Source organism: Variovorax sp. Root434 (genome assembly GCF_001426595.1).
Lineage (GTDB): Bacteria > Pseudomonadota > Gammaproteobacteria > Burkholderiales > Burkholderiaceae_C > Variovorax.
This window is the reverse complement of record NZ_LMEK01000012.1, coordinates 386,566-399,044: the sequence shown is the minus strand read 5'-3', so window position 1 is coordinate 399,044 and position 12,479 is coordinate 386,566. Positions and strand designations below refer to the sequence as shown.

Below are 12,479 nucleotides of genomic sequence, written 5' to 3'. Positions count from 1 at the left end.
AATATCGCATGCCTTCGACCCACGAGAACGCCTCTTCGAGTACCCCGCGCACCGCTGTGCTTTGGTGCAACCTGGGTTCGCCCGACGCGCCCACCGCAGCCGCCGTTCGACCCTATCTCGCCGACTTCCTGGGCGACCCGCGCGTGGTCGAAATCCCGAAGGCAATCTGGGCATTGATCCTGCACGGCATCATCCTGCGCACGCGCCCGGCGAAGTCGGCCGCCAAGTACGCGAGCATCTGGATGCCCGAGGGCTCCCCCCTGAAAGTGTTTACGCAGAAGCAGGCCACGCTGCTGGCCGGCTGGCTTGGCGAGCGCGGCCACCGCGTGACGGTGCGCGACGCGATGCGCTATGCCAACCCGTCCATCGCTTCCCGCCTCGACGCACTGCAGGCCGAAGGCGCCACGCGCGTGCTGGTGCTGCAGGCCTACCCGCAATACTCGGCCACCACCACGGCCAGCGTGATCGACGCGGTGAACGACTGGAGCCGCAGGCAGCGCCGCCTGCCGGAGTTCCGCTTCGTCAACGACTACCACGACGACCCGGCCTACATCGAAGCGCTGGCGCAAGGCCTCGAGAAGCACTGGAAGGCCGAAGGCCGCGGCGAAGTGCTGCTGATGAGCTTCCACGGCATTCCCGCGCGCAACATCGCGCTGGGCGATCCGTACCAGTCGCAGTGCCTCGAGACCGCGCGCCTGCTCGCGGCGCGGCTCGGCCTCACGGCCGCCCAGCACCGCGTCACCTTCCAGTCGCGCTTCGGCCGCGCCAAGTGGCTCGAGCCCTACACCGAGCCCACGCTGCGCGAACTCGGTGCCGCCGGCATCAAGCGGGTCGACGTGGTGTGCCCGGGCTTCCCGGCCGATTGCCTGGAGACGCTCGAAGAAATCGCCATGGAAGGCCGCGAAGCCTTCATGCACGCGGGCGGCCAGGCCTTCAGCTATATCCCCTGCCTCAACGACAGCCCGGCATGGATCACTGCGCTCGCGAACATCGCCGAACGCAACCTGGCGGGCTGGCCCACGCAACAGACATCCGTCGCGACATGAAGCGCATCGTCTCGTCGCCGGAATGACCGGTCGCGCTCAACCCGCCGGCCTGCGCGCCAGCAACACCTCGATGGCGGCCTCCATCTCGGCGTACTCCCCTTCGCCGAAGTGCTGCCGCATCACCTGCCCCTTGCTGTCGACCAGATAGAACGCTGGCCAGTACTGGTTGTTGTAGGCCCTCCAGGTGGTGAAGCTGTTGTCCTGCGCCACCGGGTAGCGGATGTTGAAGCGCTCGATCGCGTCCTGCACGTTGCGCGTCGATTTTTCATACGCGAACTCGGGCGAGTGCACGCCCACCACCACGAAGCCCTGTTCCTTGTACTTCTCGTACCAGCGCACCACGTGCGGCAGCGTACGGATGCAGTTGATGCAGGAATAGGTCCAGAAATCGACCAGCACCACCTTGCCGGCCAGCCCCTGAAGCGTGAGAGGCTCCGAGTTGAGCCACTTGTCGATGCCCGCGAACTCGGGCGCCTTGCCGTAGTCGCGCAGGCCCGGCGACGCGGCCAGTGCACTGCGCGCCGGCCACGCGCCGCCTGTTGCCGCGACAAGCGCCGAGGCCCCCACGGCGAACCCCGAGAACGCCCTTCTGGACACCATGCTCTTCATGATCGCAACCTTGTTCGTGTCAGACCGACAGCGGTCAGGCGCGATTGTTTGCGGCGCACGCGCTGCGTGCGCATGTGTCACGGCAATTTGAAGTTTGTCCCGGCGCCGTGAGGGCGCCCGGTCTTCAGAACTTGCCCAGAAAGTCCATCTTGCCGATCGGCATGCCCTTGTGGCGCAGCACGTCGTAGGCCGTGGTCACGTGGAAGAAGAAGTTGGGCAGCGCAAACTGCAGCAGGTAGCGCTGCGCGGTGAAATGCGCCTCGCCCTCGCGGGCCTTGATGGTCACGGGCCGCTCCTCCTGGCCGTCGATCAGCGCCCGGTCCACGCTCGCGAGGAAGTCCTGCGTCTTCGCGATGCGCGCCACCAGGTCGTCCCAGGTATTTTCCTCATCGGGAAAGCTCGGCGCGGTGATGCCCGTGATACGGGCCGTACCCAGCTTCGACGCGTCGCTCGCGCGCTGGATCTGGCCGGCCAGCGTGAGCATGTCGGGCGCGAGGCGCGCCTCGACCAGCGTGGCCGGATCGATGCCGTTGGCCTTGGCATGCACCAGGCTCTTGTCGAGAAAATGGGTGAGTTGTCCGAGTCCGCGGATGAAGACGGGCACGGACAGATCGTACATCGAGAGCGCCATGGTGTTCGAGGCCTTGTGGTTGGAATCGGCGGCGATTGTCACGCCGCCCGAGCCTCAGGATCCGGCCGCGCGAATAAACCCTTCGATCAGCTCCAGTTGTTCCGGCACGTTGAGCGCGGGCGCGTGGCCGCACCCCTGGATTTCGACGACCTTCAGCAACCCGGCGGCGCCCGGCCCTCGCTGCTGCATCTGCTGCGTCACCTCGGGCAGTACGAGGTCCGACTCCGCGCCACGCAGGCACAGCACCGGCACCTCGATGGTGTCGTAGTGCGGCCAGATCAGGTAGTCGTTGTCGTGCGCACTGAACTGGCGGACCATGGCCGGGTCGTAGTGCGGCGTGACGCGGCCGTCGGCCAGCCGGCGCGTGGAGCTTTCGGTCAGGCGCCTCCATTGCGCATCGCTGAGCCAGCCGTAGGGCTTGTAGACCGTGCGGAAGAAGGCCTCCAGCTCGGCCACCGTATCGAACGACGGCGGCTCGCCCGCATAGGCGCGGATGCGCTCGATGGCCGGCTGCGCCAGTTCGGGCGCGTTGTCGTTGAGCACCAGGCTCGCGATGCGTGCCTTCATGCGCGGCTCGAACAGGCCCGACGCGCAGACCGTACCGATGGCGCCGCCCATCGAGGTGCCGACCCAATGCACACGCCCGAGCTGCAGTTCGTCGCACAGCGCATTGGCGATGCGCGCATAGAACGAGAGTTTGTACTCCTCGTCGGGCAGTGGGCTCCACTGGCTCAGGCCGCGGCCGATGGTGTCAGGACAGATCACACGGAAGCCGCGCGAGGCGAAGTGCTGCGCCAGTTCGTCCATGTCGCGGCAGGTGCGCGCCAGGCCGTGCCATGCGATGACCACCGGCGCCTCTGGCGCGCCCCAGTCGAGCCAGTGGATTTCGCGGCCCGCGAGCTGCGCGTAGCGGGAAAGTGGCAAGTTCATTTCTGTGAGTCCCTTTCAGGCGTGCCGCGGAACCGGCTTTGCCGGGCCGCTGGCACGGCCCCCTGCAAGGGGGTGGGAGTAGCGACACGAAGTAGTGCACGAAGCCTGGGGGTGAGCTTCATTTGGCCGCCCTCGCACGCAGTTTTCCGACGATGCCGGTGGGGAAGTAATAGACGGACAGCACGAACAGCACGCCCAGCCACAGAAGCCAGCGGTCGGGCGACAGCAGCGCGGCCAGCCAGGGCAAGCCACTCGCCGCCTCGCTGCCCATGCGCAGCAGGTCCTGCAGGTAGCTCTGCGCCACCACGAACAGCACCGCGCCGATGGCCGCGCCGTAGATGGTGCCCATGCCGCCGATCACCACGATCAGCAGCACGTCGATCATGATTTCAAAACTCAGCGAGGTGTCGGGCCCGTTGTAGCGCAGCCAGACCGCGAGCATCGCGCCAGCCAGCGTGGCGAACAACGCCGACAGCACGGCGGCCGTGGTGCGGTACACCACCACGCGGTAGCCGATGGCCTCTGCGCGGAACTCGTTCTCGCGGATGGCCTGCAGCACGCGGCCGAAGGGCGAGTTGACGATGCGCAGCAGCGCGAGTACCAGCACCACCGCGGCCACGAACAACAGGTAGTAGCACAGCAGCCGGCCGTCGAGCGAGACGCCGAGGAAGGGCTCTTCCGAGAACTCGAAGCTCGGCGAGATCAGCTCGGGCAGCTTGAAGGTCAGGCCGTCCTCGCCGCCGGTGAAGTCCGAGAGCTGCGAAGCCAGCGTCTGGAAGGCCGAGGCCACGGCCAGCGTGATCATCGCGAAGAAGATCGCGCGCACCCGCAGCGAGAACAGGCCGATGGCGAACGAGAGCACCAGCGAGATCGCGAGCGATGCACCCAGCCCCACCAGCACCGCACCCCAGTTGGGCCCGAGCCGCGTCGCCGAGATCGCGATGCCGTACGCCCCGATGCCGAAGAACATCGTGTGCGCGAAGCTCACGATGCCGGTGTAGCCCAGCAGCAGGTCGAAGCTCGCGACCAGCACCACGAACACCAGGATCTTGGCCGCGACGCTGAGCGCCTTCACGCCCGGAAAGATGAACGGCGCGAACGCGAGCGCGATGAACAACGCGACCAGCAGCAGCGCGAGCAAGCGGCTGCGCGGCATGTCGTTGGAGAGAAGTCGTTTCAGGAACATGACGTCTTCTTCCTCAGCGGTTTGCCACGGGATACACGCCCTGCGGACGCCACAGCAGCACCGCGACCATCAGGAAGATGCTCGCGAACTGCGTGAGCGTGGGCAACAGGAAGCCGATGTAGTTGGTCATGAGCCCCACCAGCAGCGCGCCGATCAGCGCACCGCCGGTCGAGCCGAGCCCGCCGATGATGATCACGATGAAGATCAGCACGTTGACCTGCGCGCCCATCTGCGGCACGAGGTTCTGCTGGAACAGGCCCCACATCACACCGCCCAGCCCGGCCAGCGCACTGCCCACCACGAACACGCCGACGAAGAGGCGCCCGATGCGATAGCCGAGCGACTCGACCATCTCGCGGTCCTGCACGCCGGCACGGATCAGCAGGCCGATCTTGGTGCGGCCCAGCGTCCACGCGAGCAGGCCGAACACGACCACGCCCACGGCCACCGCAAGCAGCCGGTACTTGCTGATGGCCGCGTCGCCGACCAGCAGCGAGCCGCGCAGCGCGTCGGGCAAGGGCAGCGGCACCTGCCCCGGCCCCCAGATCACCTTGATGAGCTCTTCGCCGATGATCATGCCGCCCATGGTGATGAGGATCTGCTTCAGGTGCTGGCCGTACACCGGCCGCACGATGAAGCGCTCGAAGGCAAGGCCCACCGCGCCGGCAACAGCCATCGCGACCAGCATCGCGGGGAACACGGCCACGAGGTTTCGCCACAGCTCGCCCGAGCCGGTCCAGTCGCCCATCAGGCCGAGCACGCTGCTGGCCACGAAGGCGCCCAGCGCGATGAACACGCCGTGGCCGAAGTTCAGCACATCCATCAGGCCGAACACGAGCGTGAGGCCCGAGGCGATGATGAAGACGATCATGCCCATCGCCAGACCCGCGACGGTGAGCGTGAGCCAGGTGGAGAAGGAGCCGGTGAGGGGCAGCGCAGCCAGCGCGAGGACCGGCGCGAGCAGCAGAGGTTTCCAGTCGAAGTCGATCTTCGTCATGCGCGCGCTCCTTCTTTCTCCTTCCCCCTCTGGGGGAAGGCTGGGATGGGGGCTGGCGGCGCTTGCAAGGCGGCGCTGTATCGAAGGCCGCGAGCCCCCACCCCACCCCTCCCCCAGAGGGGGAGGGAGAAATACATCGAATACTTCATAGAGCCAGTCCAAGCAGCGATTGCTGCAGTTGTGCGTCCTCGGAGAACGCCGCCATCGAGCCGCTATGCACCACGCGGCCGTTGTCCATCACCGCAACGGTGTCGCCCAGGCGCTGGGCGAAGTTGATGTTCTGCTCCACCAGCAGGATGGTCACGCCGCTGCGCTTCAGCTCGTCGAAGGCATCGATCAAGTTGTTGATCATCACGGGCGCAAGACCCTTGCTGGGCTCGTCGATGATGAGCAGCTCGCGCGGCTCCACGATGGCACGCGACACGGCCAGCATCTGCTTCTGCCCGCCCGACAGCTTGCCCGCCGGGTGGTTCCAGAACTTCTCGACCGCGGGGAAGAGCTTGAAGATCCACTTCAGCCGCGTGTCGTCGATCTGCTGCGCGTTCTTGGCGCCGCGCGCGGCCAGCAGCATGTTCTCCTTCACCGTGAGGTCGGAGAAGATGCCCATGTTCTCGGGCACGTAGGCAATACCCAGGCCGGCGATCTGCGGCGTGTGCTGCGCGGTGATCTCCTTGTCCCCGAAGCGCACCCTGCCCTGCGACGCGTGCCACAGGCCCATGATGGTCCGCAGCGTGGTCGTCTTGCCCGCGCCGTTGCGGCCCAGCAGCATCGTGAGCTGGCCCTTCGGCACGGCGAGATCGACGCCGTGCAGGATGTGGTACGCCCCGATGTGCGTGTGCACGCCTTCGAGGGTCAGCAGGTTCTGGGTCATCGGTCTTGCTCCTTCCCCTTCCGGGGGAAGGCTGGGATGGGGGCAAGCGGCGCTGGCGAGGCCGCGGTGATGTGAAGGCCGCGAGCCCCCACCCCTGCCCTCCCCCAGCGGGGGAGGGAGAAATTCATCAACGCCTTCATGCAGCAGCCTCCTTCGCGATGCCCAGGTACGCCTCCTGCACCACCGGCGAGGCGATCACCTCCGCCGGTTCGCCGTCGGCCACCAGCGTGCCGTTGTGCAGCACGATGATGCGGTCCGCGAGTTCGCGCACCACGTCCATCTTGTGTTCGACCAGCAGGATGGTCTTGCTCTTGTCCTGCTTGAGCTTGCGGATCAGGTCGAGGATGACCGGCGCCTCGGCCGCGTTCATGCCTGCGGTCGGCTCGTCGAACATGAAGACTTTCGGCTCCAGCGCCATCAGCAACGCCACTTCGAGCTTGCGCTGGTCGCCGTGCGGCAGGCTCGCCACGGTCGCATGCTCGCGCGATTTCAACGCCACGTCCGCGAGGATCTGGTCCGCGCGCTCGGTCAGCGCCTTGTGGTCGCTCCAGATGCTCCACAGGTTGAGCCCGCGCCGGTGCGCGCCCTCGCGCGTGGCCTGCACCGCGAGGCGCACGTTCTCCAGCACCGTGAGGTTCGGGAACAGGTTGGTCAGCTGGAAGGCCCGCCCCAGCCCCGCATGCGTGCGCGCCGACGGCGACAGGCCCGACAGCGAGTGCCCGTCGAGCGAGACCGTGCCGGCGCTCGCCTTGAGCTGGCCCGAGATCAGGTTGAAGTAAGTGGTCTTGCCCGCCCCATTGGGGCCGACGATGGCCGTCAGCGTGCCCGGCGCGAAGGCGCAGCTCACACCGTTGACGGCCACGTGCCCACCGAAGCGGATGGTCAGGTCCCGGGTCTCAAGCATCGTTGGTCATTGCGAATTGAAAAGAGAAATGAAGACGGACCTCAACAGGTGCCGATCACGTAGTAGTTGGGGCCGGTCTGCTTCAGCGTGGTGGTGACGTAGATGTTCCACAGACCCATCGACTGCCCCGAGCCGTAGGCATAGGTGAGGCCCCACAGTGCATAGGCTCGCCCGGCCACGGTGTGCGTGTAGTTGCTCGCGGTGAAGCACGTTTCGCCGCCGCCGGAGCCCGCGGTGGTGGCGCCCGTGGCTGCGGCCGACATGGCACCTTCCACGTTGCTCGCGTCCAGCGCGGCCACGGTCCAGCTGTACGTGGTCGATGCGGCCAGACCGGTGTCGGTGTAGCTGGTGGCGGCGACGGGAGAGGCGTTGACCTTGCTGCCGCCGCGGTACACGTTGTAGCCGCTGGCGCCCGTGACGCCAGCCCAGCCGATCACCATGCTGCTGCTGGTCGCGCCCGAGGTGCCCACGCCGGTGGGCGCCGGCAGTCCGCTGCCGCCCGCCGAGCCGGTGACGCGGTCGATCATGGCCTTCATCGCCGCCATCTGCGGTCCGGATTTCTTGGAATAGTTGACGCTGTCGTAGCCCCACCAGTCCCAGCAGCTGTTGGTGGCGGCCGTGCTGGTCTGCGGGTAGATCAGCACGATGTTGTTGGTGTCGGCCCAGCGGTTGTAGCCGGTCTTGCGTACGTACTGGTCGCCTACGTCGGTGTAGTTCTGCTTGCAGCCGTGCAGCACCAGGTGCACGCGGCACGAGGTGGTGGTGCAGGCCTGCGGCACGTAGATCCAGCCGGTGGCGGCCATGCCGTGGCCGGTGATGAACTCCGACTGGTTGAACTCGGTGAAGGTGCCGCCCAGCGTGCCGTTGTTGCGTGGGTTCAGCGGCCCGTAGAGCTGCGAGAGGATCTCGCCCGCGAGGTCGAAGCCGCAGTTGTTGATGTAGGGTGCGGCGGTGGTGCTGCAGGCGCCGCCGTAATCGTCGGTGACCATCGCGTGGCCCGCGCCGATGTTGTTCTTGTAGACCGTGTTGGCGGTGGGCACGAAGCTCTGGTAGTAGGTCTTCAGGTCGTCCATCACCGCCTGCTTGACGGTGTTGTCCGAGGTGCCCGAGAACAGGTACACCTTGGAGCCGCTGAGGTTCGACACCGGGTCGATCGCGCCGCTGGCGGACCAGCTGTTGGTGGTGCTCACGAGCGACGACACCGGAATGCTGGTGCTGTGCGTCATGCAGCGCCCGGTGGCGTTGGTCACCGAGCCTTCGGCGCAATAGAACGGCCCGCCCGCCACCACGCCGGCGCCGCGCTTGAAGGTGGCCGAGTAGGCCACGTGCAGTTGCACCGACATGAAGCCGCCCGCCGACAGGCCGGACACGCTCACTTCCACCGGGTTGGCGCCGAGCGCCGGCAGCGGCACCGCCGCCGTGGCGGCATGCGCCGCCACCGCCAATGCCGCGGCCGCGGCGAATCCCTTCCAGTTCATCGATCGCATCGCTGTCTCCTTGTGTTGTCGGTATCGAACGCTTGCTTGCTGACGAATCGGCCGTGGATCACGCTGGCTGCGCAGACGCAGGCTGGCGCTTCGCCCGGCGGCCATCCGGGGCGAAATAGAGAACATTCGAAGAACACCGCGAAACCGGCTTTGCCGGGCCGCGGGTGTTGCCCCCGGTAGGGGGAAGGCGTAGCGACACGAAGTGCGCGCAGCCTGGGGGCGAGCCCTTACCTCTTGTTCTTGATCGGGATGTCCATCTCTTCAGGCTTGATCTCGTGCACCAGCTCCGGCACACCCCAGGCAAACGCCGGGTCGACCTTGATCTTGAAGTGGTACATCGACTGCATCGCCTGGTGGTCTTCCTTGCGGAAGGTCATCTTGCCCTTGGGCGTGTCGAAGCTCATGCCCTCCATGGTGCTGATGAGCTTGTTGGTGTTGGTGTCGCCGTTGGTCTTCTTCAGCGCCGTGACCACCGCCATCGCGGCCGAGAAGCCGCCGGCCGTGAAGAAGTCCGGCGGCGTCTTGAACTGCTTGTAGTGCGCCGACACCATCGCCTCGTTCACCGGGTTCTTCGGAATGCCGAAGTAGTAGTACGCCGCGCCTTCCATGCCCGGCAGGTTCTTGTAGGCCGCCATCGCGGGCAGGATGTTGCCGCCGGTGGCGATCTCGATGCCGTAGCGCTTCAAGTCGAGGTCGACGATCTTGAACGGGTTGCCCGCGCCGGCCCAGACGATCCAGATGACCTTGCGGCCCGGCTGGTCCTTGAGCTTGTCGATCAGGCGCTGCGCGCCGGCCGTGAAGTCGGTGGTGGTGGGCGGCAGGTACTCCTCATGGACCAGCTTGGCCTTCTTGAGCGCTGCGCCGAAGGCCTTCACGCCGTCGCGGCCGAAGGCGTTGTCCTGCGCCAGCGTGGCGACGGTGACGCCCGGCTTGTCGACGGCCACCGCGTTGGAGATGGCGTCCTGGCTCGAATTGCGGCCGGTGCGGAAGATGTACTTGTTCCACTTGTCGCCGGTGATCGAGTCGGCGACCGCCGGCTCCACGATCAGGATCTTCTTGTACTCCTCGGCCACCGGCAGCATCGCCAGCGCCACGCCCGAAGCGGTCGGGCCGACGGCCAGCGCGGCCTTGTCGTCGGAGTACGCAGCCGCCAGCAGCGACTTGCCGAGATCGGGCTTGCCCTGGTCGTCCTTCTCGATGACCACGAGCTTCTTGCCGTTGACCGTCATCGTGCCGCCGGTGGCGTAGTCCAGGCCCATCATGAAACCGGTCTGGGTCTGCTTGCCGTAGGCTTCCAGCGCGCCCGTCTTGCTGTAGATGTGGGCGATGCGGATTTCGTTGGACTGGGCCCAGGCGGGTGCGGCGGCTGCGCAGGTGGCGAGCGCGGCCAGGGCGACGAGGTGGCGACGGTTCATTCTTTGTCTCCTGATGATGGTGACTGAATATTGCACAGTTCGTGCCATTCTCTAAGCCGTTGATAACAAACGCTTCTTTATTCGAGCAGAGCGCCGTTCGGCTGAATTCAGAACACTGTCGATGTCTTTTTTTTAGACATTTGTCTTTTTATTGTTCAGGGTTTTCGCGGAGGCCTGGCGCTGCGCGATCCATGCCTTGAACTGGCGCTCGGCCTGCATGCGGAATTCGTTGCGCGCGTGGTTGCAGGCCGCGTGCGCGAGCCGCCGGTGCTTGGGCAAACGCATGCCGCCGAAGGTCGAGTCGACGAGGTGCTCGATGGTGGCGGACTCTGGCCGCCCCGCGGGCTCCTCGAAATCCATAGGCAGCCCGCACCAATGGCAGTTGGGCCCGAAGGTGGAGCGCAGTGCCTTGATGCTCACAGGTTCGCGTACTCCAGGATCTCCTGGCCCATCAGCGTGCAGTCGTTGCCGGACACGAAATAGATAAGCCGCATGCGGTACTCGCCCTTGTAGATGCTGCCCCAGACTTCGAGCACCTTGAACTGCTGCTTCTTGTTGGCAGGGTTGCGGATCGGCGGCAGCTCCTTCACGTCGGGGCTGATGCGGATGCGGTCGTCCTCGCCGAAGTGGAAGGTCAGCAGCTTCTTGGCACGGGCGACGGCCTCGCCGGAACACTGAGGCGCGGCGTTTGCCAGGCTGGCGGCGGCGCAGAGGGCAAGGCAGGCAGCGGAGCGGGCAAGAGCCTTCTTCATCGGATGTGGCGTCGGAGTTGTGGGCTGGAGCGGGAGTATCGCTCTCGGCAACCCTGCAGACAGCGGATTCACGTTGGCTGTTCGTGACTCGTCATCCGCTCATACAAGGTCGCCCGCGAAATCCCGAGCAGCCGCGAGGTCGCCAGCTTGTTCCCGCCCGTCGACGCCAGCGCCGCCGCGATCGCCTTGCGCTCCAGCTCGGCCACCTGCTGCGCCAGCGGCCGCAGCAACGCCGCTTCTTCATCCGCATCGTGCGCGCTCTGCAAGGTGGCAGGCAACTCGATCTGCTCCAGCCCCGCCTCGCGCAGGATGCGTTCGAGCTGCGCGGAATCGATGCGCTGCGAGTCGCTGCGCATGGTCACCTGCTCCAGCACGTTGCGCAGTTCGCGGATGTTGCCGCGCCAGTGCTGGCCCGCGAGCAGCGCGAGCGCATCGGGCGTGAGTTCGGGTGGCGCCTCGCCGCTGCGCAGCGCCATGTCTTCCCCCAGCGCCTCGACCAGCGCGGGAATGTCCGAGCGCCGCTCGCGCAGCGGCGGCACGCGCAGCGGCAGCACGTTGAGGCGGTAGTAGAGGTCTTCGCGGAACAGCCCGCGCCGCACCAGCTCAGGCAGGTCGCGCGAGGTGGCTGCGATCACGCGGGCGTCGAAGGGCACGAGCTTGTTGGAGCCCAGCGGCTCGATCTCGCCCTCCTGCAGCGCGCGCAGCAGCTTGGCCTGCAGGCCGAGCGGCATGTCGCCGATCTCGTCGAGGAACAGGCTGCCGCCGTCGGCCAGCTTGAACTTGCCTTCGCGGCCCTTGCGGTCGGCGCCGGTGAAGGCGCCGGGTGCGAAGCCGAAGAACTCGGCTTCGAGCAGCGTGTCCGGCACGGCCGCGATGTTGACACTGACGAACTGGCCCTTCGCCCGCGCCGACGAGGCATGGATCGCGTGCGCCAGCAGTTCCTTGCCCGTACCGGTTTCGCCCAGCAGCAGCACCGGGCTGGCCGACTGGGCCGCGCGGCGCGCATGCCGCTTCACCTCCACCGCCGCCGGGCTGCTTCCGATGAAGCTCGCGAAGGTGTACTTGGAGCGGCGCTGGCCATCGGGCGCATGCTGGTAGAGCGGGTTGTTGCGCTGGCTCGCGAGTTCGCGCCGCGCGTCGTCGAGGTCGCGCTGCAGCAGCGCGAACTTGCTGATGAGCGGCTGCAGAGTGGTCTCGGGCTGGTCGAACAGCACGATGCCAATGGCGCCGATCACCTCGCCCGCCCCGCCCTCGCGCTCCTGGCGCAACGGGAGGCGGCTGACCACGAAGGTGCCGGCCTTGTTGGTCAGCAGGTCGACCAGTATCGGCTCGCCGGTCTCGAGCACGCGCCGCATCTGGGTGTTGGGAATCACGTCTTCCACCATGTGCCCCAGGAACTGGTCGATGGACGAAAAGCCCAGCGCCGGCAGGAAGCGCCGGTAGCCCTCGTTCACCCACACGATGCGCCCGCTGCTGTCCACCAGGAACATGCCCTGGCTGATGCTTGAAAACAAATGAAACATCGAGCGCGCGGCCAGCGCGAGGATGCCCTCGGCGTCGAGGGGCAGTGTGGGCGGTGCGGTGGGAGCGACAGGCATGGCGGGATCGTAGCGCGCATCAATCGGCAACAAATCCGGCATCAAAGGCCGCG

At 66.6% G+C, this 12,479-nt stretch carries 13 protein-coding genes; 1 reads left to right on the top strand and 12 read right to left on the bottom strand.

The window, feature by feature from the left end; translation table 11 throughout:
* Window positions 1-8: 8 nt before the first annotated feature.
* On the top strand, window positions 9-1,046 hold the full coding sequence (gene hemH / locus ASD05_RS12375; protein WP_056592392.1) for a ferrochelatase: 1,038 nt from the start codon (window positions 9-11) through the stop codon (window positions 1,044-1,046).
* A gap of 36 nt (window positions 1,047-1,082) precedes the next feature.
* Here the strand turns inward: hemH and ASD05_RS12370 are convergent, their stop codons facing one another.
* From ASD05_RS12370 to ASD05_RS12315, 12 genes are all read right to left on the bottom strand, one after another.
* Window positions 1,083-1,655 (bottom strand): thioredoxin family protein, encoded by a 573-nt coding sequence (locus tag ASD05_RS12370; protein WP_056592389.1) that lies wholly within the window; start codon window positions 1,653-1,655, stop codon window positions 1,083-1,085.
* 124 nt (window positions 1,656-1,779) lie between these two features.
* Window positions 1,780-2,286, bottom strand: a complete 507-nt coding sequence (locus ASD05_RS12365) for a DUF1993 family protein (protein ID WP_056594325.1) — start codon at window positions 2,284-2,286, stop codon at window positions 1,780-1,782.
* Between the two features lie 54 nt (window positions 2,287-2,340).
* The gene (locus ASD05_RS12360; protein WP_056592386.1) at window positions 2,341-3,216 is read right to left on the bottom strand and encodes an alpha/beta fold hydrolase; all 876 of its coding nucleotides are present in this window, start codon (window positions 3,214-3,216) and stop codon (window positions 2,341-2,343) included.
* Window positions 3,217-3,334: 118 nt separating this feature from the next.
* The gene (locus ASD05_RS12355; RefSeq protein WP_056592383.1) at window positions 3,335-4,402 is read right to left on the bottom strand and encodes a branched-chain amino acid ABC transporter permease; all 1,068 of its coding nucleotides are present in this window, start codon (window positions 4,400-4,402) and stop codon (window positions 3,335-3,337) included.
* A gap of 13 nt (window positions 4,403-4,415) precedes the next feature.
* Window positions 4,416-5,399, bottom strand: a complete 984-nt coding sequence (locus ASD05_RS12350) for a branched-chain amino acid ABC transporter permease (protein ID WP_056592380.1) — start codon at window positions 5,397-5,399, stop codon at window positions 4,416-4,418.
* A 145-nt stretch (window positions 5,400-5,544) separates the two neighbouring features.
* A complete protein-coding gene (locus tag ASD05_RS12345) occupies window positions 5,545-6,270 on the bottom strand; it encodes an ABC transporter ATP-binding protein (protein WP_056592378.1) in 726 nt (241 codons plus the stop codon).
* Window positions 6,271-6,406: 136 nt separating this feature from the next.
* Window positions 6,407-7,174, bottom strand: coding sequence for an ABC transporter ATP-binding protein (locus ASD05_RS12340; RefSeq protein ID WP_056592375.1), 768 nt, complete (start codon window positions 7,172-7,174; stop codon window positions 6,407-6,409).
* A gap of 41 nt (window positions 7,175-7,215) precedes the next feature.
* Window positions 7,216-8,661, bottom strand: a complete 1,446-nt coding sequence (locus ASD05_RS12335; RefSeq protein WP_056592372.1) for a PHB depolymerase family esterase — start codon at window positions 8,659-8,661, stop codon at window positions 7,216-7,218.
* 227 nt (window positions 8,662-8,888) lie between these two features.
* Window positions 8,889-10,076: a substrate-binding domain-containing protein gene (locus ASD05_RS12330; RefSeq protein ID WP_056592369.1), complete on the bottom strand. Its 1,188-nt coding sequence runs from the start codon at window positions 10,074-10,076 to the stop codon at window positions 8,889-8,891.
* A gap of 132 nt (window positions 10,077-10,208) precedes the next feature.
* Window positions 10,209-10,496, bottom strand: coding sequence for a hypothetical protein (locus ASD05_RS12325; protein WP_056592367.1), 288 nt, complete (start codon window positions 10,494-10,496; stop codon window positions 10,209-10,211).
* Window positions 10,493-10,828 carry a hypothetical protein gene (locus ASD05_RS12320; RefSeq protein ID WP_007838001.1) on the bottom strand — a complete coding sequence of 112 codons (336 nt, stop codon included), beginning with the start codon at window positions 10,826-10,828 and terminating at the stop codon, window positions 10,493-10,495. Before ASD05_RS12320 ends, ASD05_RS12325 begins: the two co-directional genes overlap by 4 nt.
* A gap of 68 nt (window positions 10,829-10,896) precedes the next feature.
* On the bottom strand, window positions 10,897-12,426 hold the full coding sequence (locus ASD05_RS12315) for a sigma-54 interaction domain-containing protein (protein WP_056594323.1): 1,530 nt from the start codon (window positions 12,424-12,426) through the stop codon (window positions 10,897-10,899).
* Window positions 12,427-12,479 lie beyond the last annotated feature (53 nt).